Source organism: Clostridium sp. AF50-3 (assembly GCF_003477445.1).
Lineage (GTDB): Bacteria > Bacillota > Clostridia > Lachnospirales > Lachnospiraceae > Otoolea > Otoolea fessa.
In genome coordinates this window covers 59786-83032 of sequence record NZ_QUDH01000010.1, presented here as the reverse complement: position 1 = coordinate 83032, position 23247 = coordinate 59786, and the positions used below count along the sequence as shown (strand labels likewise).

Annotated in this window: 33 protein-coding genes, 2 pseudogenes and 1 riboswitch; all 35 genes and pseudogenes read left to right on the top strand. The window is 47.0% G+C overall.

The genetic code is table 11. The features are described 5' to 3' along the window. Window positions 1–8 precede the first annotated feature (8 nt). The 35 genes and pseudogenes from rpsS (at window position 9) to DW085_RS11985 (ending at window position 23245) form a co-directional block, all read left to right on the top strand. Window positions 9–290, top strand: a complete 282-nt coding sequence (gene rpsS / locus DW085_RS12160; RefSeq protein ID WP_022360571.1) for a 30S ribosomal protein S19 — start codon at window positions 9–11, stop codon at window positions 288–290. Between the two features lie 26 nt (window positions 291–316). Beyond that, complete coding sequence (gene rplV, locus DW085_RS12155; RefSeq protein ID WP_022360570.1) at window positions 317–703, top strand: 50S ribosomal protein L22; 387 nt, start codon at window positions 317–319, stop codon at window positions 701–703. Between the two features lie 12 nt (window positions 704–715). Further along, window positions 716–1372, top strand: coding sequence for a 30S ribosomal protein S3 (rpsC, locus tag DW085_RS12150; RefSeq protein WP_022360569.1), 657 nt, complete (start codon window positions 716–718; stop codon window positions 1370–1372). Further along, the gene (rplP, locus tag DW085_RS12145; protein WP_022360568.1) at window positions 1372–1809 is read left to right on the top strand and encodes a 50S ribosomal protein L16; all 438 of its coding nucleotides are present in this window, start codon (window positions 1372–1374) and stop codon (window positions 1807–1809) included. The genes rpsC and rplP overlap by 1 nt, the downstream gene beginning before the upstream one ends. After that, window positions 1799–1999: a 50S ribosomal protein L29 gene (gene rpmC, locus DW085_RS12140; protein WP_022360567.1), complete on the top strand. Its 201-nt coding sequence runs from the start codon at window positions 1799–1801 to the stop codon at window positions 1997–1999. Before rplP ends, rpmC begins: the two co-directional genes overlap by 11 nt. A 39-nt stretch (window positions 2000–2038) precedes the next feature. Further along, window positions 2039–2293 (top strand): 30S ribosomal protein S17, encoded by a 255-nt coding sequence (gene rpsQ / locus DW085_RS12135; RefSeq protein ID WP_107000794.1) that lies wholly within the window; start codon window positions 2039–2041, stop codon window positions 2291–2293. A 27-nt stretch (window positions 2294–2320) separates the two neighbouring features. Beyond that, a complete protein-coding gene (rplN, locus tag DW085_RS12130; RefSeq protein ID WP_022360565.1) occupies window positions 2321–2689 on the top strand; it encodes a 50S ribosomal protein L14 in 369 nt (122 codons plus the stop codon). A 12-nt stretch (window positions 2690–2701) separates the two neighbouring features. After that, window positions 2702–3007, top strand: a complete 306-nt coding sequence (gene rplX / locus DW085_RS12125; RefSeq protein ID WP_118492924.1) for a 50S ribosomal protein L24 — start codon at window positions 2702–2704, stop codon at window positions 3005–3007. Between the two features lie 23 nt (window positions 3008–3030). Further along, on the top strand, window positions 3031–3570 hold the full coding sequence (gene rplE / locus DW085_RS12120) for a 50S ribosomal protein L5 (protein WP_022360563.1): 540 nt from the start codon (window positions 3031–3033) through the stop codon (window positions 3568–3570). A 14-nt stretch (window positions 3571–3584) separates the two neighbouring features. Continuing rightward, on the top strand, window positions 3585–3770 hold the full coding sequence (locus tag DW085_RS12115; protein ID WP_022345134.1) for a type Z 30S ribosomal protein S14: 186 nt from the start codon (window positions 3585–3587) through the stop codon (window positions 3768–3770). Window positions 3771–3971: 201 nt separating this feature from the next. Next, complete coding sequence (gene rpsH, locus DW085_RS12110) at window positions 3972–4373, top strand: 30S ribosomal protein S8 (RefSeq protein WP_022360562.1); 402 nt, start codon at window positions 3972–3974, stop codon at window positions 4371–4373. Between the two features lie 99 nt (window positions 4374–4472). Continuing rightward, a complete protein-coding gene (gene rplF, locus DW085_RS12105) occupies window positions 4473–5015 on the top strand; it encodes a 50S ribosomal protein L6 (RefSeq protein ID WP_022360561.1) in 543 nt (180 codons plus the stop codon). A gap of 17 nt (window positions 5016–5032) precedes the next feature. Further along, window positions 5033–5401, top strand: a complete 369-nt coding sequence (gene rplR, locus DW085_RS12100) for a 50S ribosomal protein L18 (RefSeq protein ID WP_022360560.1) — start codon at window positions 5033–5035, stop codon at window positions 5399–5401. 19 nt (window positions 5402–5420) lie between these two features. After that, window positions 5421–5930 (top strand): 30S ribosomal protein S5, encoded by a 510-nt coding sequence (gene rpsE / locus DW085_RS12095; protein ID WP_022360559.1) that lies wholly within the window; start codon window positions 5421–5423, stop codon window positions 5928–5930. Between the two features lie 15 nt (window positions 5931–5945). Further along, window positions 5946–6128, top strand: a complete 183-nt coding sequence (rpmD, locus tag DW085_RS12090; RefSeq protein ID WP_022360558.1) for a 50S ribosomal protein L30 — start codon at window positions 5946–5948, stop codon at window positions 6126–6128. A 23-nt stretch (window positions 6129–6151) separates the two neighbouring features. Beyond that, window positions 6152–6592: a 50S ribosomal protein L15 gene (gene rplO / locus DW085_RS12085; protein ID WP_118492922.1), complete on the top strand. Its 441-nt coding sequence runs from the start codon at window positions 6152–6154 to the stop codon at window positions 6590–6592. 1 nt (window position 6593) lies between these two features. Beyond that, window positions 6594–7910: a preprotein translocase subunit SecY gene (gene secY / locus DW085_RS12080; RefSeq protein ID WP_107000793.1), complete on the top strand. Its 1317-nt coding sequence runs from the start codon at window positions 6594–6596 to the stop codon at window positions 7908–7910. Window positions 7911–8018: 108 nt separating this feature from the next. Further along, on the top strand, window positions 8019–8663 hold the full coding sequence (locus DW085_RS12075) for an adenylate kinase (protein WP_022360555.1): 645 nt from the start codon (window positions 8019–8021) through the stop codon (window positions 8661–8663). Window positions 8664–8666: 3 nt separating this feature from the next. Continuing rightward, window positions 8667–9415: pseudogene (map, locus tag DW085_RS12070) on the top strand (type I methionyl aminopeptidase). 251 nt (window positions 9416–9666) lie between these two features. Then, the gene (locus tag DW085_RS12065; protein WP_117796495.1) at window positions 9667–9939 is read left to right on the top strand and encodes a hypothetical protein; all 273 of its coding nucleotides are present in this window, start codon (window positions 9667–9669) and stop codon (window positions 9937–9939) included. 1 nt (window position 9940) lies between these two features. Next, entirely contained in the window at window positions 9941–10159 is a 219-nt protein-coding gene (gene infA, locus DW085_RS12060; RefSeq protein ID WP_022360552.1) for a translation initiation factor IF-1, read from the top strand. 249 nt (window positions 10160–10408) lie between these two features. Next, window positions 10409–10522 (top strand): 50S ribosomal protein L36, encoded by a 114-nt coding sequence (gene rpmJ / locus DW085_RS12055; protein WP_003497809.1) that lies wholly within the window; start codon window positions 10409–10411, stop codon window positions 10520–10522. Window positions 10523–10653: 131 nt separating this feature from the next. Beyond that, on the top strand, window positions 10654–11022 hold the full coding sequence (gene rpsM / locus DW085_RS12050; RefSeq protein ID WP_022360551.1) for a 30S ribosomal protein S13: 369 nt from the start codon (window positions 10654–10656) through the stop codon (window positions 11020–11022). Between the two features lie 75 nt (window positions 11023–11097). Beyond that, window positions 11098–11499, top strand: a complete 402-nt coding sequence (gene rpsK, locus DW085_RS12045) for a 30S ribosomal protein S11 (protein WP_022360550.1) — start codon at window positions 11098–11100, stop codon at window positions 11497–11499. A gap of 18 nt (window positions 11500–11517) precedes the next feature. Beyond that, window positions 11518–12111 (top strand): 30S ribosomal protein S4, encoded by a 594-nt coding sequence (rpsD, locus tag DW085_RS12040; protein ID WP_107000789.1) that lies wholly within the window; start codon window positions 11518–11520, stop codon window positions 12109–12111. Between the two features lie 126 nt (window positions 12112–12237). Next, the gene (locus tag DW085_RS12035) at window positions 12238–13200 is read left to right on the top strand and encodes a DNA-directed RNA polymerase subunit alpha (RefSeq protein ID WP_107000788.1); all 963 of its coding nucleotides are present in this window, start codon (window positions 12238–12240) and stop codon (window positions 13198–13200) included. A 178-nt stretch (window positions 13201–13378) separates the two neighbouring features. Continuing rightward, the gene (locus DW085_RS12030; RefSeq protein WP_022360547.1) at window positions 13379–13915 is read left to right on the top strand and encodes a L17 family ribosomal protein; all 537 of its coding nucleotides are present in this window, start codon (window positions 13379–13381) and stop codon (window positions 13913–13915) included. Window positions 13916–14305: 390 nt separating this feature from the next. Continuing rightward, a complete protein-coding gene (spoIVB, locus tag DW085_RS12025; RefSeq protein WP_338126546.1) occupies window positions 14306–15613 on the top strand; it encodes a SpoIVB peptidase in 1308 nt (435 codons plus the stop codon). A 214-nt stretch (window positions 15614–15827) separates the two neighbouring features. Continuing rightward, window positions 15828–15903: riboswitch (cyclic di-GMP riboswitch) on the top strand. A 428-nt stretch (window positions 15904–16331) separates the two neighbouring features. Next, window positions 16332–17138: a sporulation transcription factor Spo0A gene (spo0A, locus tag DW085_RS12015; RefSeq protein WP_117796494.1), complete on the top strand. Its 807-nt coding sequence runs from the start codon at window positions 16332–16334 to the stop codon at window positions 17136–17138. Window positions 17139–17395: 257 nt separating this feature from the next. Further along, window positions 17396–18013, top strand: coding sequence for a hydrolase (locus DW085_RS12010; RefSeq protein ID WP_243034019.1), 618 nt, complete (start codon window positions 17396–17398; stop codon window positions 18011–18013). Window positions 18014–18283: 270 nt separating this feature from the next. Further along, window positions 18284–19728: pseudogene (gene glgA, locus DW085_RS12005) on the top strand (glycogen synthase GlgA). 78 nt (window positions 19729–19806) lie between these two features. Then, window positions 19807–20268, top strand: a complete 462-nt coding sequence (locus tag DW085_RS12000) for a divergent PAP2 family protein (protein ID WP_022358457.1) — start codon at window positions 19807–19809, stop codon at window positions 20266–20268. A gap of 99 nt (window positions 20269–20367) precedes the next feature. Continuing rightward, window positions 20368–21024 (top strand): Maf family protein, encoded by a 657-nt coding sequence (locus DW085_RS11995; RefSeq protein WP_118492918.1) that lies wholly within the window; start codon window positions 20368–20370, stop codon window positions 21022–21024. 215 nt (window positions 21025–21239) lie between these two features. Next, window positions 21240–22235: a peptidylprolyl isomerase gene (locus tag DW085_RS11990; protein ID WP_107000783.1), complete on the top strand. Its 996-nt coding sequence runs from the start codon at window positions 21240–21242 to the stop codon at window positions 22233–22235. A 149-nt stretch (window positions 22236–22384) separates the two neighbouring features. Further along, entirely contained in the window at window positions 22385–23245 is an 861-nt protein-coding gene (locus DW085_RS11985; protein ID WP_118492947.1) for an energy-coupling factor transporter ATPase, read from the top strand. Window positions 23246–23247: the final 2 nt, after the last annotated feature.

Here is a 23247-nt window from a genome sequence, read left to right as displayed (position 1 = left end):
GTATACTAATGGGTCGTTCATTAAAAAAAGGACCATTTGCAGATGCTCATCTTTTAAAGAAAGTAGATGAGATGAACGCAGCAGGACAGAAACAGGTTATCAAAACCTGGTCCCGCCGTTCCACAATCTTCCCGCAGATGGTTGGACATACAATCGCAGTTCACGATGGTAGAAAACATGTTCCGGTATACGTGACAGAGGACATGGTTGGACATAAACTCGGTGAGTTCGTAGCCACTAGAACTTACAGAGGCCACGGAAAAGACGAGAAGAAAGCAGGACGTAAGTAAGTTACGCTTGAAAGGAGGTTTCACCAATGGCTAAAGGACATAGATCCCAGATTAAAAGAGAAAGAAATGCTAATAAGGATACGAGACCGTCGGCTAAGCTGTCTTACGCCAGAGTATCCGTTCAGAAAGCATGCTTCGTATTAGATGCCATCAGAGGCAAAGATGTGAAGACAGCGCTTGGTATTGTAACATACAATCCTAGATATGCTTCTACTTTAATTAAAAAATTACTCGAGTCTGCTGTTGCTAACGCAGAGAACAACAACCAGATGAATCCGGAGAACCTGTACGTTGCAGAATGCTTCGCTAACAAGGGACCGACAATGAAGAGAGTAAAACCGAGAGCACAGGGCCGCGCTTACAGAATCGAAAAGAGAATGAGCCACATCACAATCGTGCTTGATGAGAAATAAGAGGAGGCAATTATGGGACAGAAAGTTAATCCGCACGGCTTAAGAGTCGGTGTTATTAAAGACTGGGATTCCAGATGGTATGCGGAAGCTGATTTTGCAGATAACCTGGTAGAGGATCACAAAATCAGAACCTTCCTTAAGAAGAAATTATACAGCGCCGGTGTTTCCAAAATCGAAATCGAGCGCGCTTCTGATAAAGTAAAAATCATTCTTTACACTGCTAAACCGGGCGTTGTTATCGGTAAGGGCGGCGCAGAGATCGAGAAGACAAAAGCTCAGGTTCAGAAATTAACTGACAAGAAAGTTTTTGTAGACATCAAAGAAGTTAAGAGACCAGACAGAGACGCTCAGCTCGTTGCAGAGAACATCGCTCAGCAGCTTGAGAACCGTATTTCCTTCCGTCGTGCGATGAAGTCCGCTATGGGCAGAACCATGAAGGCTGGAGCTAAGGGTATCAAGGCTTCCGTATCCGGACGTCTTGGCGGTGCTGATATGGCTCGTACAGAGTTCTACAGCGAGGGCACTATCCCGCTTCAGACATTAAGAGCAGATATTGACTACGGTTTCGCTGAGGCAAACACAACATACGGCAAGACCGGTGTTAAGGTTTGGATCTACAAAGGCGAGGTACTTCCTGCGAAAGGAAATAAGGAAGGGAGCGATAAATAATGTTAATGCCGAAAAGAGTAAAGCGTCGTAAACAGTTCCGTGGTACCATGGCCGGCAAGGCGCTTAGAGGAAATGTAATCAACTACGGTGAGTACGGTTTAGTCGCTACAGAACCGTGCTGGATCAAATCCAACCAGATCGAGGCAGCCCGTGTTGCCATGACCCGTTACATCAAACGTGGTGGTAAAGTTTGGATTAAGATTTTCCCGGATAAACCAGTAACTGCTAAACCGGCTGAGACTCGTATGGGTTCCGGTAAAGGCGCACTTGAGTACTGGGTAGCAGTAGTAAAACCAGGCCGCGTAATGTTTGAGATCGCGGGTGTACCAGAGGAGACAGCGAGAGAAGCGCTTCGTCTTGCTATGCACAAACTTCCGTGCAAGTGCAAGATTGCTTCTAAAGCAGATTTAGAAGGCGGTGATAACAGTGAAAATTAATAAGTATGTAGAAGATTTAAAAGCTAAGACATCTGCAGAATTAAACGAAGAATTAGTAGCTGCTAAGAAGGAACTCTTCAACTTAAGATTCCAGAACGCTACCAACCAGCTGGATAATACAAGCAGAATTAAAGAAGTTCGCAGAAACATCGCTCGTATTCAGACTGTTATTACAGAGAAAGCGAACTAATTATCATAGATTCCTAAAATAGGAAAGGAGATATCTACCGTGGAAAGAAATCTTAGAAAAACACGTACCGGTAAGGTAGTAAGCAACAAGATGGACAAAACAATCGTAGTTGCTATCGAAAACCACGTAAAACATCCTTTAATCGGTAAGATTGTTAAGAGAACTTATAAATTAAAAGCACACGACGAGAACAACGAGTGCGGTATCGGTGATACTGTAAAGGTAATGGAAACAAGACCGTTATCCAAGGATAAGAGATGGAGACTCGTCGAAATTATCGAGAAAGCGAGATAATTTCTAAATCAGAAAGGAGTATTGGGCATGATTCAGCAGGAGACCAGATTAAAGGTTGCCGACAATACCGGTGCGAAAGAATTACTCTGTATCCGCGTTATGGGCGGCTCTACTAGAAGATATGCAAATATTGGCGATGTAATCGTTGCCAGCGTTAAAGATGCAACACCAGGCGGTGTTGTAAAGAAAGGCGATGTAGTGAAGGCCGTTGTTGTACGTACCGTTAAGGGCGCACGCCGTAAAGATGGTTCCTACATCAAATTTGATGAGAACGCAGCCGTTATCATCAAAGACGACAAGAACCCGAGAGGAACCCGTATTTTTGGGCCGGTTGCCAGAGAGCTTCGTGAGAAACAGTTTATGAAGATTGTTTCCCTGGCTCCGGAAGTACTGTAGGAGGTGTCAGCTGTGCATAAAATTAAAAAAGGCGACCTGGTAAAGGTTATCACAGGTAAAGACAAAGACAAAACCGGAAAAGTTCTTTCCGTTAATGTAAAGAAGAATACAGTCCTGGTTGAGGGATGCAACATGGTAACAAAGCATACCAAACCGTCTGCAGCTAATCAGCAGGGCGGCATCATCCATCAGGAAGGCGCGCTTGACATTTCCAACGTTATGCTGGTAGTGGATGGCAAGGTTACGAGAGTTGGCTTCAAGGTAGAAGACGGCAAGAAAGTCCGCGTTGCTAAGGCAACCGGTAAAGTAATTGACTAATACAGAGAGGAGGAACGTTAAAATTGGCTAGATTAAAAGAAATGTATCAGAGCGAAATCGTAGACGCTATGATCAAAAAATTCGGATATAAAAATATCATGGAAGTGCCGAAGCTGGACAAGATTGTTATCAACATGGGCGTTGGCGAGGCAAAAGAAAATGCTAAAGTTCTGGACTCTGCTGTAAGAGATATGGAAATCATCACTGGCCAGAAGGCAGTTCTTACAAAAGCGAAAAAATCAGTCGCTAACTTCAAACTTAGAGAGGGTATGGCTATCGGCTGTAAAGTTACCCTGCGTGGCGAGAAGATGTATGAGTTCGCTGATCGTCTGATCAACCTGGCTCTTCCGCGAGTAAGAGACTTCCGCGGTGTAAATCCGAACGCATTTGACGGCAGAGGCAACTACGCTCTGGGTATCAAAGAGCAGCTTATCTTCCCGGAGATCGAGTACGATAAAGTAGATAAGGTAAGAGGTATGGATATCATCTTCGTTACCACTGCTAAGACCGACGAAGAAGCACGTGAGCTGTTAACTCAGTTCAACATGCCATTTGCTAAATAATAGGAGGATTTATCATGGCTAAAACTTCAATGAAGATTAAACAGCAGCGTCCGGCAAAATTCTCCACCAGAGAATATAACCGCTGCAGAATCTGCGGTCGTCCGCATGCATATTTAAGAAAATACGGCATCTGCAGAGTTTGCTTCCGTGAATTAGCTTACAAGGGCGAAATTCCGGGCGTAAAGAAAGCAAGCTGGTAGGCATTGAGCACTTGATGAGGTAGTTTCGAATCTAGTGCGAAAGCCCGTCCCGAGACTTAGTGAGTCAGAGTCGAAGACGATAGACGAGCTTAGTCGAGTGGACGATGCCTATATTATAGAGGACACATCCTAGTGTTCCCAAAACCCACCGAAACCCACTTACAGTAAGTGGTAGTCAAATTATAAGGAGGCACACTCAAAATGACAATGAGCGATCCGATTGCAGATATGCTTACAAGAATCCGTAATGCTAACACTGCAAAACATGATACAGTAGATGTTCCGTCTTCCAAGATGAAATTAGCAATCGCTGACATCCTGGTAAAGGAAGGTTTCATCAAGAAATATGACGTTGTTGAGGACGGCAATTTCAAGACTATCCGTATTACCTTAAAGTACGGTAAAGACAAAAACGAGAAAATCATCTCCGGCATCAAGAGAATATCCAAACCGGGTCTGCGTATCTACGCAAACAAGGAAGATATGCCGAAGGTACTGGGCGGTTTAGGTGTAGCTATCATCTCCACCAACCAGGGCGTTATCACTGACAAGCAGGCAAGAGAACTCGGCGTAGGCGGAGAAGTTCTTGCATTTGTTTGGTAAGCCGAAAGCATCATCATCGGTTTAGACAAGGTATAGATACAACTGAAAACAGAGAAGCCGCTCAGGCTTCTCCGAAAATCTAAGTAGGAGGTAAAAGGCATGTCACGTATCGGAAGAATGCCAGTTGCGATTCCGGCGGGCGTAACCGTAACAATCGCAGAGAACAATTTAGTGACTGTAAAAGGTCCGAAGGGAACTCTTGAGAGAGAACTCCCGGTTGAGATGAACATCAAAGAAGAGGATGGTCATATCGTAGTTACCAGACCGAACGACTTAAAGAAAATGAAATCTTTACACGGTCTGACAAGAACCTTAATTAACAACATGATTCATGGTGTAACAGAAGGCTATGAGAAAGTCCTGGAAGTTAACGGTGTTGGTTACAGAGCAGCGAAGCAGGGCAAGAAACTGGTTCTCAGCCTTGGTTACTCCCATCCGGTAGAGATGGAAGATCCGGAAGGCATTGAGACTGTTCTGGAAGGACAGAACAAGATCACTGTTAAAGGTATCAGCAAAGAAAAAGTTGGCCAGTATGCAGCTGAGATTCGGGATAAGAGAAGACCTGAGCCGTACAAGGGCAAAGGTATTAAGTATGCCGATGAGGTTATCAGACGTAAAGTTGGTAAGACTGGTAAGAAATAATTAAGGAGAGTGTGAAGATGGTTAGCAAACAGTCAAGAAGCGAAATTCGCGTTAAAAAACACGTTAGATTACGCAACCGTTTTTCTGGCACAGCCGAGAGACCGCGTTTAGCAGTGTTTAGAAGTAATAATCATATGTATGCTCAGATCATTGATGATACAGTTGGAAAAACTTTAGTAGCAGCTTCCACTGCCGAGAAGGAAGTTAAAGCTGAACTGGAGAAGACGAACGATGTTGCAGCAGCAGCTCACGTTGGAACTGTAATCGCTAAGAGAGCGCTTGAAAAAGGTATTAAAGAAGTTGTCTTCGATAGAGGCGGATTTATTTACCACGGAAAAGTTCAGGCATTAGCAGATGCAGCCCGCGAGGCTGGTCTGGAATTCTAGTAGGAAGGAGAACATACACATGAAACGTACAAAAATTGATGCCAACCAGTTCGAGTTAGAGGATACTGTAGTGGCAATCAAACGTGTATCCAAGACCGTTAAGGGCGGACGTACAATGCGTTTTTCCGCTTTAGTAGTAGTTGGAGATAAAAACGGCCACGTTGGTGCTGGTATGGGAAAAGCTGCTGAGGTTCCGGAAGCAATCCGCAAGGGCAAAGAGGCAGCTGCCAGAAACCTGATGGAGGTTCCGTTCGATGAGAACAATAGCATCCCGCACGATTTCCTCGGCAAATTCGGAAGCGCTAACGTACTTCTGAAGAAGGCTCCGGAAGGTACCGGTATTATCGCTGGTGGTCCGGCTCGTGCCGTACTGGATCTGGCTGGTTACAAGAACATCCGTACAAAATCCCTTGGTTCCAACAACAAGGCAAACGTAGTTCTTGCTACCCTGGCAGGCTTAGGTTCTTTAAAGACTCCGGAAGAGGTTGCAAAACTTCGCGGTAAGTCTGTAGAAGAAATTCTGAACTAATAGGAGGAGATAAAAATGGCAGAGAAATTAAAAATCACATTGGTTAAGTCTCCTATTGGCGCTATCCCGAAGCAGAAAGCAACGGTTGCAGCTCTTGGTTTAAACAAGACTGGCAAGACAGTTGAGCAGCCGGACAACGCCGCTATCAGAGGCATGATCCAGAATGTTAGACATTTAGTTAAAGTAGAGGAAATCTAAGATATTTGCAAGGAGGTGCAGTCATGGATTTATCCAATTTAAAGCCGGCGGTAGGCTCTAAGCACAGCGACAGCTTCAGAAGAGGTCGTGGTCACGCATCAGGCAACGGTAAGACTGCTGGTAAGGGACATAAGGGACAGAAAGCTCGTTCCGGCGCTCCGAGACCAGGATTTGAAGGCGGTCAGATGCCGTTATATAGACGTCTCCCGAAGAGAGGCTTCACAAACAGAAATTCTAAGACCATCGTTGGTATCAACGTAAGCGTTCTTGAGAGATTCGAGAACGACACAGTTGTTACGGTTGAAACATTAATCGAAGCAGGCATCGTAAAGAACCCGCGTGACGGCGTTAAGATCCTCGGCAATGGCGAGCTGACCAAAAAGCTGAACGTAAAGGTTGATGCGGTAAGTGAAGGCGCGAAAGCTAAGATCGAGGCCGTTGGCGGAACCTGCGAGGTGATCTAATATGTTAAAAACGCTCCAGAATGCATTTAAGATAAAAGAGGTCAGAGAAAAACTCCTCTATACGTTCTTTATGCTGGTTGTGACCCGTATCGGATCGCAGCTGCCGATTCCCGGAGTTAATACAACATTTTTCCAGGAACTGTTTACAAGACAGTCCAATGATGCGTTTGGTTTCTTCAATACGATTACCGGCGGTTCGTTCACGAACATGTCGGTATTCGCATTGAGTATTACCCCGTACATCACTTCTTCCATTATCATGCAGCTTCTGACAATTGCAATTCCGAAATTAGAGGAAATGCAGCAGGAGGGCGAGGACGGAAGAAAGAAGATTGCGGAATATACGCGTTACCTTACGGTTGCACTGGCGCTGATGCAGTCCGTCGCTATGGCGATCGGTTTCGGCGGCAAGGGACTTTTAGTTGAGTTTACTGCCCTGAATGTGATTGTCGCTATTGTGACAATGACAGCCGGAAGTGCCATGCTGATGTGGATCGGTGAGCGAATCACCGAGAACGGCGTCGGAAACGGTATTTCTATCGTGCTTCTGTTCAATATCATTTCAACCATGCCAAGCGATATGATTACGCTCTATGAGCGTTTCCTGCAGGGCAAGATCGTGGCGGTTGCAGTTGTAACAGCCGTGATTATCGTAGCGGTTATCGTAGCGATGGTTGTATTTGTTATCATTTTACAGGATGCAGAGCGGAGAATTCCGGTTCAGTATTCTAAAAAGATGCAGGGACGTAAGATGGTTGGCGGTCAGTCCACAAGCATCCCGTTAAAAGTAAATACAGCAGGTGTTATTCCTGTTATCTTTGCTTCATCCCTGATGTCTTTCCCGGTGGTAATTGCTGGATTTTTCCAGGTTAATTATGACACCATCGGAGGAAAGATTCTTCTGGCTCTGAATTCCAGCTCCTGGTTTAATCCAGAGCGTCCGGCTTATTCAGTTGGTTTAATTGTCTACATCGCGTTGATTATTGTGTTTGCGTATTTCTACACATCCATTACATTCAACCCGCTTGAAGTAGCAAACAACATGAAGAAATCCGGCGGCTTCATCCCGGGCATTCGTCCAGGAAAGCCAACATCCGATTATCTGGATGGAATTCTGGAGTATATTATACTGATTGGTGCCTGCGGACTGATCATTGTCTGCCTGGTTCCGATTATTGTCTCTGGACTGTTCTCAGTGAGCCGTCTCTCCTTCGGAGGTACTTCTCTTATCATTATCGTAGGTGTAGTACTTGAGACAATCAAAGCAGTCGAATCACAGATGCTGGTTCGCAACTATAAAGGATTCTTAAACGACTAAGACAACTCGCTTTCTGGGCGGGAGCTTGCTTACTTTACGGCTGGAGGTGGCCGGAGACAGCTCCTGCCTGGAGGCGATTCTGTTGTATATAGGGAGATTGTAACCATTATGAAGATTGTTATGTTAGGAGCACCGGGAGCCGGAAAAGGAACACAGGCTCAGAGAATTGCAGAAAAATACGGCATTCCGCACATTTCTACCGGAGATATTTTCCGTTCCAATATCAAGGCAGGCACAGAGCTTGGTAAAAAAGCAAAATCGTTCATCGATCAGGGGCTTTTAGTACCGGACGAGGTAACGATCGGCATGCTTCTTGACCGGATCCATGAGGCTGACTGCAAGAACGGCTATATTCTGGATGGATTCCCAAGAACGATCCCGCAGGCTGAGAGTCTGACAGAGGCGCTGGCAGCAAACGGCGAGGCGATTGATTTCGCGCTCAACGTAGATGTGCCGGATGCAAACATCGTAAACCGCATGGCAGGACGCCGTGCGTGCTTAAAGTGCGGCGCTACCTACCACATCCAGTTCGCAGCACCGAAAAAAGAAGGAATCTGCGACAAGTGCGGTTCTGAGCTGGTGCTTCGTGATGATGACAAGCCGGAGACTGTACAGAAACGTCTGGAAATATACCATGACCAGACACACCCGCTGATCGAGTACTATGAGAAGAAGGGCGTTCTTCATACGGTAGACGGTACACAGACCATGGAAGACGTATTCAAGAACATTACGGATATTTTGGGAGCTTAAAACATGGCAGTGACGATAAAATCTCCCAGGGAGATTGAACTGATGCGTGAGGCGGGAAGAATTCTCGCCAAAACGCATGAGGAACTGGCGAAGAATCTTCGGCCGGGTATGTCCACCTGGGATATTGATCATATGGGAGAGGAAATCATCCGGAGTTACGGCTGCATTCCCTCGTTCAAAAATTACAACGGCTATCCCGCATCGATCTGCGTCTCTGTCAATGATGAGGTTGTACATGGAATCCCGCACAAGGAACATTTTCTCGATGAGGGAGACATCGTCAGTCTGGATGCAGGAGTGATCTACAAAGGATACCACTCAGACGCAGCCCGGACTTACGGCATCGGAGAGATCGACGATGATGCCAAAAAACTGATTGAAGTTACCAGACAGAGCTTCTTTGAGGGAATTAAATTTGCCAAAGCTGGCAATCATCTCAATGACATCTCTGCAGCGATCCAGAAATATGCCGAAAGTTTCGGTTTTGGTGTTGTCAGGGATCTGGTTGGTCATGGAATCGGTTCCCATCTGCATGAGGATCCGGAGATTCCGAATTTTGCAAGAAAAAGAAAAGGAATTCTCTTACAGCCCGGCATGACGCTCGCGATCGAGCCGATGATTACCGAGGGCAGCTACGAAGTAGTCTGGCTCGATGATGACTGGACGTCATGACGGAAGATGGCGGCTGGGCTGCTCATTATGAAAATACGATTCTTATTACAGAGGGCGAACCTGAGATCCTTTCCTTATAAAGAAGAAGTAAGCTGGGGAAGTTTTTACGAAGACCTAAGCAGGCTTTCCGATTACAGTATGTACGCATCTTGAGGCAGATGTCCGAGCCGATCAATAAGGCGGGCAATGGCAAAAATTCTTTGTCGAAGACAAATCTGCATGAATTTTTGCCCTGTTTGCAAGCTAAGTGAGCAAATAGGCAAGCGAACAAACTGTAATCTGAGAACTGCGGCGGGAGCGGAAACACCTGTCTACAGAAACGGAGATCAGAATGACGGAATATGGAACTGGCTGTCTGGTCCGCTCACTTGCGGGCCACGACAAAGGCACTTATTATATTATAGTCAGAGAAGATGCACGCTACGTGTATCTGGCAGACGGACGCACTAAAACCGCCGCCAAGCCGAAACGCAAGAAGAGAAAGCACGTGCAGTTCTCCCACAAATGGGATGAGGCGCTGGCAGCCCAGTTTGCGGACGGCGCGGCAGTCCAGGATGAAGCGATCCGCTATTTCATTCAGAAATCATTGCAGGGAGGTATATAGAATGTCGAAAGCAGATGTAATTGAGATTGAGGGCGTAGTAGCAGAGAAGCTGCCGAACGCTATGTTTAAGGTAGAACTGGAAAACGGACACATCGTACTTGCTACGATCAGCGGAAAACTCCGTATGAACTACATCCGTATTCTGCCGGGCGATAAGGTTACAATGGAAATGTCGCCATACGATCTCTCTAAGGGAAGAATCATTTGGAGAGATAAATAAAGACCAATCCATTTTTCTCAATAAAAATATTGAGAGAAGTGTAAATTTCGCTTGCATTATAGGATTTTAAATGTTATAATGCTTTAGCGAACTTTGTTGAAGCATCAGGTAAGATCCGCCCTTTTGTCCTCTCACGGCAGGGGGATGGAACGAGTCTGTTGTACCTGTAAGTCCGACACAGGACTACAATAGGTTATAAAAAATTGTATGTCCGAGATTGGACGGACTATTACGGAAAGGAGAATTGCTGTGAAGGTTAGATCATCGGTTAAACCAATTTGCGAAAAGTGCAAGATCATCAAGAGAAAAGGCAGTATCAGAGTAATCTGTGAGAATCCGAAGCACAAACAAAGACAGGGCTAATTTGATTTAGCACCTATTTTTTCGCGCGGCTTTCTATTATGAACCACTCGGATGAGTTGTTCAGTAGTTTAAGCAAATTTATACATTATCAACGAAGAAGTAAGAAAAACTAATGGAGGTGTACTACACACATGGCTCGTATTTCAGGTGTCGATTTACCAAGAGAGAAACGCGTAGAGATCGGCTTGACTTACATCTACGGTATCGGTAGAGCAAGTGCAGCCCGTATCCTGGCCGAAGCTGAAGTTAATCCTGACACTCGTGTTAAGGACTTAACTGACGACGAAGTTAAGAAGCTTGCGGCAATCATCGCTGACAGTCAGGTGGTTGAGGGTGATCTGAGAAGAGAGATCGCTATGAACATCAAGAGACTGCAGGAGATTGGATGCTACAGAGGCATCCGTCATAGAAAGAGCCTTCCGGTTCGTGGTCAGAAGACAAAGACCAACGCTAGAACTCGTAAGGGTCCGAGAAAGACAGTAGCAAACAAGAAGAAATAATTAAGTAACAAGGAAACTGAATCAGGTTAGGTTTAGCAACAGGATTCAATATTTGAGAAAGTAGGTTAGTTTAAAATGGCTAAAAAAGTGTCCACTGGCAAGAAAGTGACAAAAAAGCGTGTAAAGAAAAACGTTGAACGCGGACAGGCGCACATCCAGTCATCTTTTAATAACACAATCGTTACTTTAACAGATGCACAGGGTAATGCCTTATCATGGGCAAGTGCAGGCGGTCTGGGATTTAGAGGTTCAAGGAAATCTACTCCATATGCAGCTCAGATGGCTGCAGAAACTGCAACGAAGGCAGCTCTTATCCATGGCTTAAAGTCTGTAGACGTTATGGTAAAAGGTCCGGGATCAGGTCGTGAAGCAGCAATCCGTGCTCTTCAGGCATGTGGTCTGGAAGTAACAAGCATTAAGGACGTAACTCCGGTTCCGCATAACGGATGCCGTCCGCCGAAACGTAGAAGAGTCTAATTAGGAGGTGCAAGTAAAGTGGCAGTAGATAGAGTTCCTGTACTTAAAAGATGTAGATCTCTTGACCTTGATCCGGTTTATTTAGGAATCGACAAGAAATCAACGAGAAAATTAACGAGAGCCAACAGAAAGATGAGCGAGTATGCACTCCAGCTGAGAGAGAAGCAGAAAGCAAAATTCATCTACGGTGTGTTAGAGAAACCGTTTAGAAATTACTATGCAAAAGCATCCAGAATGAATGGTCAGGTCGGTGCTAACCTGATGATCCTTCTGGAGTGCAGACTGGATAATGTATTATTCAGAATGGGCTTTGGCCGTACAAGAAAAGAGACACGTCAGATCGTAGATCACAAGCACGTTCTCGTAAACGGCAAGAGCGTAAACATCCCGTCCTACTTAGTTAAGGCTGGCGATGTAATCGAGATCAAAGAGAAGTACAAATCTTCACAGAGATATAAAGATATCGCTGAGGTAACCGGCGGAAGAATGGTACCGGCATGGCTGGAAGTTGACGCTGAGAACCTGAAAGGTACTGTTAAAGAGTTACCGAGCAGAGACGAAATTGACGTTCCTGTAAACGAAGTGCTTATCGTCGAGCTGTACTCCAAATAATAAGAAGTATTACTATTATGTTAGTCCAGAATCTCCCATGTATCTGCTTTGGCAGCTGCTTGGGAGATTCCGAGACTACAAGAGTATGGCAGACCCTCAAAAATGTTCCCAAAAGGAGGGGCTATCGTGTTCGATTTTGAAAAACCAAAAATTGAAATTGCTGAGATTTCCGAAGACAAAAGATATGGCAAATTTGTGGTTGAACCGCTGGAAAGAGGCTATGGTACCACATTAGGCAATTCTTTAAGAAGAATTATGCTTTCCTCTTTGCCTGGTGCAGCAGTAAGTCAAGTGAAAATCGACGGCGTTTTGCATGAGTTCAGTTCTATCCCTGGTGTAAAAGAGGATGTAACTGAAATTATCATGAACATCAAGAGTCTGGCGATCAAAAACAGCAGCGAGACGAATGAGCCGAAGACGGCTTATATCGAGTTCGAGGGCGAAGGCGTCATCACAGCAGCTGACATTCACGCTGATTCTGACATTGAGATTTTGAATCCGGACCAGGTCATCGCTACATTAAGCGGCGGCGCGGACAGCAAATTCTACATGGAGCTGACGATCACGAAGGGCCGCGGCTACATCAGCGCAGATAAGAACAAGAGTGAAGATCTTCCGATCGGAGTTCTGGCTGTTGATTCTATCTACACACCGGTGGAGCGTGTCAATATGACCGTTGAGAACACCCGTGTGGGTCAGGTGACAGATTATGATAAGCTGACATTAGATGTATACACAAATGGAACGCTGGCACCAGACGAAGCTGTCAGCCTGGCAGCAAAGGTTCTGAGCGAGCATCTGAACCTCTTCATTGACCTTTCCGAGAATGCCAAGACCGCAGAGGTTATGGTAGAGAAGGAAGACAACGAGAAAGAGAAAGTGCTTGAGATGAACATCGACGAGCTGGAGTTATCCGTTCGTTCTTACAACTGTTTAAAGAGAGCCGGAATCAATACAGTGGAGGAGCTGTGCAACCGCACACCGGAAGATATGATGAAAGTCAGAAATCTGGGCCGCAAATCCCTGGAAGAGGTTCTTGCAAAACTGAAAGAATTAGGCCTGCAGCTCAACCCGAGCGAAGAGGCTTAAGATACCGCGTGGGTGGACGTGCTTTGCAGTGCGTCCCTTTCATGCAGATACGGGGACGGGTAAGTCCGAATGGCACAGGTCCCTGCATAACCATCAAACAATTATATTTTATATAGCAGACATTCAGTAAGTCCAAAGAGCATGAGTGCCGGCTTCCGCAAATGGAGGAGAAAGAATCATGGCAGGATATAGAAAACTTGGAAGAACTTCCAGTCAGAGAAAAGCAATGCTGCGCAGCCTGGTAACCGCACTGTTATTCAACGGCAAGATCGTTACCACTGAGGCAAGAGCAAAAGAAGTGAAGAAGATCGCTGAGGGTCTGATCGCTCTGGCAGTAAAAGAGAAAGATAACTTCGAGACCGTTAAAGTTACCGCTAAGGTAGCTCGCAAAGACGAGAACGGCAAGAGAGTAAAAGAAGTTGTTGACGGCAAGAAAGTTACCGTTTACGACGAAGTAGAGAAAGAGATCAAGAAAGATAAAGCTTCCAGACTTCACGCTAGAAGACAGATGCTGAAGGTTCTCTACGATGTAACAGACGTTCCGACTGCAAGAGCAGGCAAGAAGAAAAACACTAAGAAGGTAGATATGCCGGCTAAGCTGTTTGATGAGCTTGCACCGAAGTACGCTAACCGCAATGGTGGTTACAGCCGTATCGTTAAGATCGGTCAGCGTAAGGGCGACGGCGCTATGGAAGTTCTGTTAGAGCTGGTATAATTTAGATAGATTCGTTTGTTTAAGTTGTATCAAATCTTCGTTCTTTTACGCAAGTTTTGAATCATAAGATGATTTTATACCCCCGGTTTGGGAGACAGAGAAATCTGTCTTCTGAACCGGGTTTTTTGACGTTAGAATGGAATTTTTCAGGTTTTCCATTTACCTTGAGAAAAAGTCAGGGTTTTAATAACACTTGAATGAAAAAAATAGAAAGAATGGCGCAAAAATAGCAGACTGAATTTTACGGTTTTCCGCATACTAGGATTAAACGATTTTATCGAACAAGTTCTTGGATTCAAACAGAGTGTACATCTGCATTTCGTTGAGATTCGCCGCAGTGCGGAATCTACGGAACGGGGGAGGTACATAAGAGTAGAAGGAGGAAAAACCGTGCGAAAAAACTCTGGTATGTGGAAAACAATAAGTCGGAAGGAAAAACTTCGCCGTGTTCTGCTGATAATCTTTGGTGCGGGGGTCATTGCGCTTGCCGGTGTGTCTTATCAATATGTGAAGAACGCGGTTCCCGACCGCATCAATGTGGTGGTGGATCGGCAGGAGCAAGTTCGCTTTGGGCTGCCGTTTCGGGCATTGCTGGAAAGTGAGAGCGAGGAGGTGGTTCTAAACGGCAGCTCTAAAATTCCGTCCGACCAGATCCATCTGCAGCTCAACCAGCCCTTTTCCATCTATTCTGAACAGGAGGGAACGTACCGTTTAAGTCTCAAACTCTTTGGAATATGGAAATTAAAGGATATCGAGGTAGATGTGTCGGACGTCCAGTATGCGGTTCCCTGTGGGCTGCCGGTGGGTATTTACATGAAATCCGATGGACTGATGGTGATTGGAACCGGAAGGGTGACGGCACAGACGGGGGAAGTGATAGATCCGGCGGACGGGATCCTGCGTTCTGGAGATTATATCGAGGCAATCAACGGGACGCCGGCGACGGACAAGAAAGATATGATACGGGCGGTCAAGGAAGCGGGAAATATGGCTCTGACACTTTCAGTGCGCCGCGAGGGAGAGACGATGGATGTACAGATGACGCCGGTACAGACGCAGGAGGGAGACTATAAGCTTGGGCTGTGGATCCGCGACGATACGCAGGGCATCGGTACGATGACCTATGTATGTGCTAACGGCGCGTTTGGAGCGCTGGGACACGGTATCAGCGACGGCGACACGGGACTTCTGGTGCAGACCTCCGGCGGCGAACTATACGATACGGAGATTCTGGGCGTGGAGAAGGGAAGTTTCGGAAAGCCGGGCGTGATGTCGGGCGTTATTTACTATGGAAATCAGTCGCGGCTGGGAAGTGTGGAGGCTAATACGGATCAGGGCATTTTCGGGACGGCAAATCCGCGCTTTTTAAGCCGGGTAAAGAACCCTGCAATTCCGATCGGTTACCGTCAGGACGTCAAAAAAGGCCGTGCCTGCATCCGCAGCAGCGTGTCCGGGGAATTGAAAGACTACGAGATTGAGATTCAGAAAATAGACCACTCTTCCAACCGCCACAACAAGGACATGGTCATCCGCGTAACCGATCCGGAACTTCTGTCCCTGACCGGCGGGATCGTCCAGGGCATGAGCGGCAGCCCCATCATCCAGAACGGAAAACTCATCGGAGCAGTCACGCACGTTTTTATTCAGGATTCGACGCGAGGGTATGGGATTCTGGTGGAGAATATGCTGGGACATTGAATCTGGATGCAAAGTAACTGTTTACAAGTGGGAATTTTCTGGACTGAAAATTCCATATGATACAGTTCTGGCAGCAGATTTTGCCGATTTTGAATACGCAGCATCGGCAAAATCCTGTTGCTGGGCACACGTGTGTGAACAGTAACATGCAAAGTACAAAGTTTTTGCTCTCTTTATTGACAGGATATAAAAAAAGCGTATATAATAGAGCAAATTACATATTTGGCAAAACAGTTGAAAAGCTGCGACGCAAAGCTATAGGGCCTGTAAAATGGCAGCCAGTTGCATTAACACGATAACAGAGTATGTTATAGTTGTATGGCTATGGCGTAACTCTGTTTTTTTATAGGAATTTATCGAAACTTGATCTGCAAAGATGGAATTTTCATGTTCAGAAACCGGTCGTGGAGGCTTTTTAATTGCGTGTATTTTGTGTGTCTTTCGACCGGAATCGGTAAAACGTGGTGATAAGGGATCGTTAGATAGGCGTATGGCGGCTGGGCGGTAGAAGGTTTATAGCGGAATCTTAACAGATACGGTTAGCTACAATACATGCTTATATATAGTTTGCATCTTGTGTAATTTATTTTGCATCAAAAGAATTGATAGACAAAATGAGCGTTGAGTGTCGAACTGCGCGATCAAAACGAGTTGAAACTTGTTAAAAAAAGAATTTATAATTATTTTAATCATCACAGGTGCCGAGGAGGAGAATATTATGGCAGAAATGAAGATTGCGATCGCAGAGGATAATCGTCAGGCATTGGATATGCTTGGAAATATACTGGAAAGTGATAAGGAGATTCAGGTGGTCGGAAAAGCGGAAAACGGAACCGATGCCTATAATATGATCGTAAAGACAAAGCCGGATATTGTATTTCTGGACGTAGTGATGCCGGGAATGGATGGAATTTCGGTTATGGAGCGCATCAAGACAAATCAAGACTGTTCAGCTGACACTTCCTTTGTTATGATTACAGCTGCGAGCAGCGAGAATCTGACAGCGGATGCTTTTCGGATGGGCGCCTGTTATTACATAGTAAAGCCATTTTCGAAGGAGGCGGTTTTAGACAAGGTACATCGCCTGAAGAATTACAGGAACCGCGCTTCGACCCTGGCGGGCAACCGGAAGGTGGAGCCGTATATGGTGTCGGCGGAATATGAAAGACAGAATCTGGAGAGCGATGTGACGCAGATTCTGCATGAGATTGGGATTCCGGCTCATATTAAGGGATATCAGTACCTGCGGGATGCGATTATTTTGTCAGTCAGTGATAAAGAAATGCTCGGTTCTGTGACGAAAATCCTGTACCCGACCATCGCCAAGAAGCGCCAGACCACTTCAAGCCGTGTCGAGCGGGCAATCCGCCACGCGATTGAGGTCGCATGGAGCCGCGGCAAGATGGACACGATCAACGATCTATTTGGATATACCGTCAGCACAGGGAAAGGAAAGCCGACCAATTCGGAATTTATCGCATTGATTGTTGATAAGATTTGCCTGGATTATAAGCGGGATGTATAAAATCGTGCGGTGCTTTTTGGAGCCGAAAGTGCTGTAAGCCTTTTTAACACGATTGTAACACATTTATGAAAGTGACTGATTGCATGGGTAAATGTGTGTATGATAAGATAAAGGGGAAATAAAAGATGCAGGACTGAAAAACTGCCCCTGTATAAAACAGCTGGACAGAGAGGTCAGGAAAGCAGCTAAAAGAACGGAGAATTGCCTATGAAAAAAAAAGTACCGGCGTACAATGGAACCTGCGGGATCACACGATTATGTGTCCGTATTGTATCAGTGAATGTTCAGGAATCCGCATCTTTGGAAAGCGTATCAAATCGATCGCTTTCTCAACGGATGTGGCAATCATCAAAAATATCAACGCGGATGCGATCATCGCAGTTTATCCGTTTACTCCGCAGGCAGCTATCTCACAGTCGATCATCAGCATCTCGGATGTGCCGGTGTTTGTCGGGGTTGGCGGCGGTCTGACCGGAGGAAAGCGTTCCGTCCGTCTGGCGCTTCAGGCAGAACATCAGGGAGCCTACGGTGTAGTGGTCAATGCGCCGATCGCGGATGAGGTCATCACGGAGATCAAGCGGGTGGTTGACATTCCGGTCATTGCGACGATTGCTTCGGTTCACACGGATGTCCGCCGCAAACTGGAGGCGGGAGCCGATATTTTAAATGTATCAGGCGCTGCCGCCACCGCATCGATGGTAGCCGAGATCCGGAAGGAGTATCCGGACGTTGCCATTATCGCGACCGGAGGACCGACTAACGAATCGATTTTGGAGACGATCGAGGCAGGAGCCAATGCGATCACGTACACGCCGCCGTCCAACGGCGAGCTGTTTGCGCGGACGATGAGGAAATACAGGGAGATCAATCCCTGATTATACAAAAGGCGGGGCCGAAGAGAAAACATAATTTCCTTTTCGGCTCCGTCTTTTATTTTTGTTTCATAGGAAGCGGTAAAATTTATAATTCATCCGGTACTATGCAAAATATCCAATTCAGAAAATACAGTCTGCAAATCGGAACTATTTGTCATATATTTCCCGATTTTTTTCTCTGTCGCCTACTTTCTAATTCCCTGATTCTATTGTATAATAATTTTAATAGGGTGCCAGATCGCGAGCGGGCACGGTTGGGAGGTAGTAGCTATGAAGAATATTCTGTTTATTGCATCGGAGGCGGTTCCATTTATCAAAACAGGAGGTTTGGCAGACGTTGTCGGATCCCTTCCAAAATGTTTTGATAAGCAGTATTTTGATGTGCGTGTCATGATCCCGAAGTATCTGTGCATCAAAGAGTCATTCCGCAATGAAATGAAGTATGTGAACCATTTTTATATGGATTATCTGGGACAGAACCGGTATGTGGGCATCCTGGAATATGAATATGAGGGCGTGACCTTCTATTTTATTGATAATGAGAGTTATTTCTGGGGTGACCGCCCGTATGGGGACTGGTATTACGATCTGGAGAAGTTTTCCTTCTTCTGCAAGGCGGCTCTCTCATCCCTGCCGGTGATCGGCTTCAAGCCGGATGTCATCCACTGCCACGACTGGCAGACGGGACTTATCCCGGTGCATCTCAAGGACAAATTCCACGGCGGTGAGTTCTTCCGGGATATCAAGTCCGTCATGACGATCCACAACCTGAAATTCCAGGGTGTGTGGGATGTGAAGACAATCCAGCATTTCTCTGAGCTGCCGGACTACTATTTTACACCGGATAAGCTGGAAGCTTACAAAGACGGCAATATGTTAAAAGGCGGCATCGTATACGCGGATGCGATCACGACGGTCAGCAACACCTATGCGGAGGAGATCAAGACTCCCTTCTACGGCGAGGGACTGGACGGTCTGATGCGTGCGAGAAGCAACAGTCTGCGCGGTATCTTAAATGGTATCGATTACGATGAATTTAATCCGGAGACAGATAAACGGATCGTACAAAATTATAACGCAAAGACATTCCGCAAGGAGAAATCCAAGAATAAAAAGGCGCTGCAGGCGGAGCTGGGACTGGCGCAGGACGAGAAAAAGTTCATGATCGGTATTGTCTCCCGTCTGACCGACCAGAAGGGACTTGACCTGGTACAGTGTGTGATGGATGAGATCTGTACGGAAGATGTACAGCTGGTTGTGCTGGGAACCGGAGATGAACGGTATGAAAATATGTTCCGCCACTATGACTGGAAGTACAATGATCGTGTTTCCGCTAATATTTATTATTCGGAAGATATGTCGCATAAGGTATATGCAGCCTGTGACGCATTCCTGATGCCGTCGCTGTTTGAACCATGTGGCTGAGCCAGCTCATGGCGCTTCGCTACGGAACCGTGCCGATCGTGCGTGAGACGGGTGGTCTCAAGGATACTGTATGGCCATACAATGAATACGATGGAACCGGAACAGGATTTTCATTTGCTAACTACAATGCACATGAGATGCTCGACTGCATCCGCTATGCAAAATACATCTATTATAATAAGAAGCGCGAGTGGAACAAGATTGTAGACCGCGGCATGGCGGCTGATTTTTCCTGGCAGACATCGGCTGGAAAATATCAGGAATTGTATGACTGGCTGATAGGATATTAATGACGGACCGAGTGATTTAGAGACAGCGGCATATGTGTGGAAGAAAACAGAGGAATTAAGATAGTACAGGAGAGAAACATGACTTTTTTTCAGGAATTGACATCAAACCAGACGCTGATGACCGGCGTGACCGGGTGGGTGGTCGCCCAGGTGCTCAAGACGATTCTGGACATCGGGCTGAACCATTCGTTCAACCCGGAGCGTCTGGTTGGCTCCGGCGGTATGCCGAGTTCCCACTCATCCACTGTATGTTCGCTGGCAACGGCGGCGGCGCTGCGGTACGGAGTGGGAAGCTTTGAATTTTCCATCAGCTTTATTCTGGCGATGGTTGTTATGTATGACGCGATCGGTGTCCGGCAGGAGACAGGAAAGCAGGCGCGGGTATTGAACCGTCTGCTGTTCGATGATTTCCTCAAGCTGGATGGCGTGGTGTTACAGGAAAAATTGAAGGAATACGTGGGGCATACGCCGATACAGGTAGCAGCAGGCGCGATTTTAGGCATTTTGATTGCATTTATTCTCGATCCGATGTTCATATAACGAACATCGGATCTTTTCATTTTGGCTGATAGATGGTATAAATATAGGGATAACGTGTATCTAAGCGTTAAATGAAACTGAGGAAATGAGAACAGAACAATGGAACAGAGAAGAGACATAGAAAATATCAAACCAGCCTGCCGGTTAATTCTGGCGAGTGCGTCTCCGCGCCGCAGGGAGCTTTTGGAGCGGATTGGGCTGAAACCGGAGATTCATCCGAGCACTTTGGAGGAAAATCCGCTCTGTACGGAACCGGCGCAGGTTGTGATGGAACTGGCGGGACAGAAGGCGCGCGATGTGATGGCGCAGGTGCGTGAGGAGGCACGGACGACGGGAATCCCATTTTCCGGGATTATCATTGGTTCCGATACCGTTGTTAGTGTGGATGACGAGATTTTAGGAAAACCGGCGGATCGGGATGAGGCGCTTGAGATGATCGGACGGATCCAGGGGCGCAGCCACCGTGTATACACGGGCGTGGCGATCCTGACTGAGGATCGGGAGAGCTGCTTTGCGGTTGAGACGCGGGTGGATGTATATCCGATGAGCGATGCGGAGATCGAGGCGTATGTAGACTGCGGCGAGTCGATGGACAAGGCGGGCGCATACGGCATTCAGGGAAGCTTTGCCGCGCATATCCGCGGAATCGACGGTTCTTACACGAATGTGATGGGGCTGCCGGTCGGAAGACTCTATCAGGAATTGAAGCGGATCTGTCCGGAGAAGATAGAGGATCTGTTCAAGCATACGGTCTGAGGTGGATGGCGGATGGAAAGAAAGTTACTGTTCACGGGTAGGCACTTTTGGAACCGAAAGTGCCGTAAGAAAACGTGGTGGCAGACCGTGAACCAGAGTGGAAGGATTGACAGAACGCAGCGCTGTTGGTCATATGTGTGAACAGTAATAAATCAGCCGCTCAGAGAGAATATGTGACAGGAATTGCTAAAATATGCAGGAGAAAGGGAGTATCCATGCAGAAACAGAAAAGGAAGACAAACCATATCCACCGGGCGGCGTGTGCCCTGCTTGCGGGGCTGGCGCTCAGCCTGGGGCTTTTGACTGGATGCGGCTCGGACGGCAGCACGATCGTGGTGGGAAAGAAGAATGAAAAAGGTTATTCCCGCGCGGAAGTGATGGTGATTGCCATGACGGAGAAAAAACGCTATGAGGAGGTCTGTACGGATCAGATCTGGGGCGTTTCAGTTGGAGAAAAGGGCGATGATTTTGAAACGTATCTAAAAAAACAGATCCGTTCGTTTATGGATGAGCTGAAAATCATGAACCTGCTGGCAGCCGACCGGGGGATTTCCCTGACTTCAGAGGAGCGGGCGGCGATGGACAGGGCAGCAGCCGAGTATTTTGGGCGTCTGCCGCAGTCGGCGATTGACTCGATGGGCGTGACGGAGGCGGATGTCCAGCATATCTATGAGGATTATGGTCTGGCGGAGAAGCTGGCGGGACAGCTCACGGACAATGTGGCGCTGGAGGTCAGCGACAGTGAGGCAAAGGTGATCCATGTCAGTCAGATAAAGACATCGGATGAGAGCGAGGCAGACGCCTTCCAGCGGGCGGCATCGCAGGAAGATGCCGATTTCCAGTCCTGTGCCGAGGAGGCGGGGCTGACGGTGAGTGACCGGGTGCTGGGGCGCGGCGATGAGTCGGATGCCTATGAGAAAGAGGCATTTTCCCTTGCCGAGGGCGCAGTCAGCCAGGTGATCCATGCGGACGACGCGTACTATGTGCTCAAATGTACGGACGATTACGACGAGGACGAGACGGCGGCGCGCAAGGAGCGCATCTACGAAGAGCGGAAAAAACGCGCCTTTCAGGAGATCTACGACCGGTTCAGCAATACGATCTCCGTTTCTTACAGCAGTGGGCTCTGGGACAGTCTGGATCTGACCTCGGAGTTCGAGAAAAATGACGCGGATTTCTTTGAGATTTACGCGGAATATGCGATCAAATAGGTAGTCTGTACCTGGGGCGGGCAAATAAAAAGTAAACTTATTTTTAAAAAAGGATAACAATTCGGAACAACCGCTTGACTACCGGGGAAAATTCTTCTACAATGAACGGTAATGTCCGGTCAGGCGGACATACTGTGGAGGAAAAATACATGAATATCATAAAAGCGGTCAATCTTGTATTTGATTATATAAGACGCGATGAAGAGGGGCAGGTAGAGGAAGTAAAGCGCGCCCTGGATCATGTGAATCTGGAGATTGAGAAAGGCAGCTTTGTGGCGATCCTGGGACACAATGGTTCCGGCAAGTCCACATTTGCCAAGCAGATCAATGGCATTTTGAGCCCGACCGACGGTACGCTTTTTGTATCGGAGATGGATACAAGGGACGAGGCGCATCTGTGGGATATCCGCAAAAATGCGGGCATGGTCTTTCAGAACCCGGATAACCAGATCATAGGGAATATAGTGGAAGAGGACGTCGGATTCGGTCCGGAAAATATCGGAGTTCCGACCGAGGAGATCTGGAAGCGAGTGGATGAGAGCTTAAAGGCAGTCGGGATGACGATGTACCGCAAGCAGTCCCCGAACCATCTGTCCGGCGGACAGAAGCAGCGTGTGGCGATCGCAGGCGTCATGGCGATGAAACCAGAATGTATCGTGCTCGATGAGCCGACGGCGATGCTCGATCCGAACGGACGCAAGGAGGTTATCCGCACCGTCCATGAGTTAAACCGGGCGGAAGGAATCACGATGGTGCTGATCACCCATTATATGGAAGAGGTGGTCGATGCAGACCGCGTGATCGTCATGGATGACGGTCATATCGTGATGGACGGCACGCCGAAGGAGATTTTCTCCCGCGTGGAGGAGCTAAAACAATACCGGATGGATGTGCCGCAGGTGACGGAGCTTGCGTGGGAGCTGCAGAAAAAGGGAATGCCGCTTCCGGATGGAATCCTTCGTAAATCGGAGCTTCTGGACGCACTGGTACCGCTTTTGAAAGAGGAATAGAG

Coding starts and splice junctions, on each gene's coding strand:
- rpsS (WP_022360571.1), top strand. CDS start 9: ATGGGTCGTTCATTAAAAAAAGGACCATTTGCAGATGCTCATCTTTTA.
- rplV (WP_022360570.1), top strand. CDS start 317: ATGGCTAAAGGACATAGATCCCAGATTAAAAGAGAAAGAAATGCTAAT.
- rpsC (WP_022360569.1), top strand. CDS start 716: ATGGGACAGAAAGTTAATCCGCACGGCTTAAGAGTCGGTGTTATTAAA.
- rplP (WP_022360568.1), top strand. CDS start 1,372: ATGTTAATGCCGAAAAGAGTAAAGCGTCGTAAACAGTTCCGTGGTACC.
- rplN (WP_022360565.1), top strand. CDS start 2,321: ATGATTCAGCAGGAGACCAGATTAAAGGTTGCCGACAATACCGGTGCG.
- DW085_RS12115 (WP_022345134.1), top strand. CDS start 3,585: ATGGCTAAAACTTCAATGAAGATTAAACAGCAGCGTCCGGCAAAATTC.
- rpsH (WP_022360562.1), top strand. CDS start 3,972: ATGACAATGAGCGATCCGATTGCAGATATGCTTACAAGAATCCGTAAT.
- rplF (WP_022360561.1), top strand. CDS start 4,473: ATGTCACGTATCGGAAGAATGCCAGTTGCGATTCCGGCGGGCGTAACC.
- rplR (WP_022360560.1), top strand. CDS start 5,033: ATGGTTAGCAAACAGTCAAGAAGCGAAATTCGCGTTAAAAAACACGTT.
- rpsE (WP_022360559.1), top strand. CDS start 5,421: ATGAAACGTACAAAAATTGATGCCAACCAGTTCGAGTTAGAGGATACT.
- rpmD (WP_022360558.1), top strand. CDS start 5,946: ATGGCAGAGAAATTAAAAATCACATTGGTTAAGTCTCCTATTGGCGCT.
- rplO (WP_118492922.1), top strand. CDS start 6,152: ATGGATTTATCCAATTTAAAGCCGGCGGTAGGCTCTAAGCACAGCGAC.
- secY (WP_107000793.1), top strand. CDS start 6,594: ATGTTAAAAACGCTCCAGAATGCATTTAAGATAAAAGAGGTCAGAGAA.
- DW085_RS12075 (WP_022360555.1), top strand. CDS start 8,019: ATGAAGATTGTTATGTTAGGAGCACCGGGAGCCGGAAAAGGAACACAG.
- DW085_RS12065 (WP_117796495.1), top strand. CDS start 9,667: ATGACGGAATATGGAACTGGCTGTCTGGTCCGCTCACTTGCGGGCCAC.
- infA (WP_022360552.1), top strand. CDS start 9,941: ATGTCGAAAGCAGATGTAATTGAGATTGAGGGCGTAGTAGCAGAGAAG.
- rpsM (WP_022360551.1), top strand. CDS start 10,654: ATGGCTCGTATTTCAGGTGTCGATTTACCAAGAGAGAAACGCGTAGAG.
- rpsK (WP_022360550.1), top strand. CDS start 11,098: ATGGCTAAAAAAGTGTCCACTGGCAAGAAAGTGACAAAAAAGCGTGTA.
- DW085_RS12030 (WP_022360547.1), top strand. CDS start 13,379: ATGGCAGGATATAGAAAACTTGGAAGAACTTCCAGTCAGAGAAAAGCA.
- spo0A (WP_117796494.1), top strand. CDS start 16,332: ATGGCAGAAATGAAGATTGCGATCGCAGAGGATAATCGTCAGGCATTG.
- DW085_RS12010 (WP_243034019.1), top strand. CDS start 17,396: ATGTGTCCGTATTGTATCAGTGAATGTTCAGGAATCCGCATCTTTGGA.
- DW085_RS12000 (WP_022358457.1), top strand. CDS start 19,807: ATGACTTTTTTTCAGGAATTGACATCAAACCAGACGCTGATGACCGGC.
- DW085_RS11995 (WP_118492918.1), top strand. CDS start 20,368: ATGGAACAGAGAAGAGACATAGAAAATATCAAACCAGCCTGCCGGTTA.
- DW085_RS11990 (WP_107000783.1), top strand. CDS start 21,240: ATGCAGAAACAGAAAAGGAAGACAAACCATATCCACCGGGCGGCGTGT.
- DW085_RS11985 (WP_118492947.1), top strand. CDS start 22,385: ATGAATATCATAAAAGCGGTCAATCTTGTATTTGATTATATAAGACGC.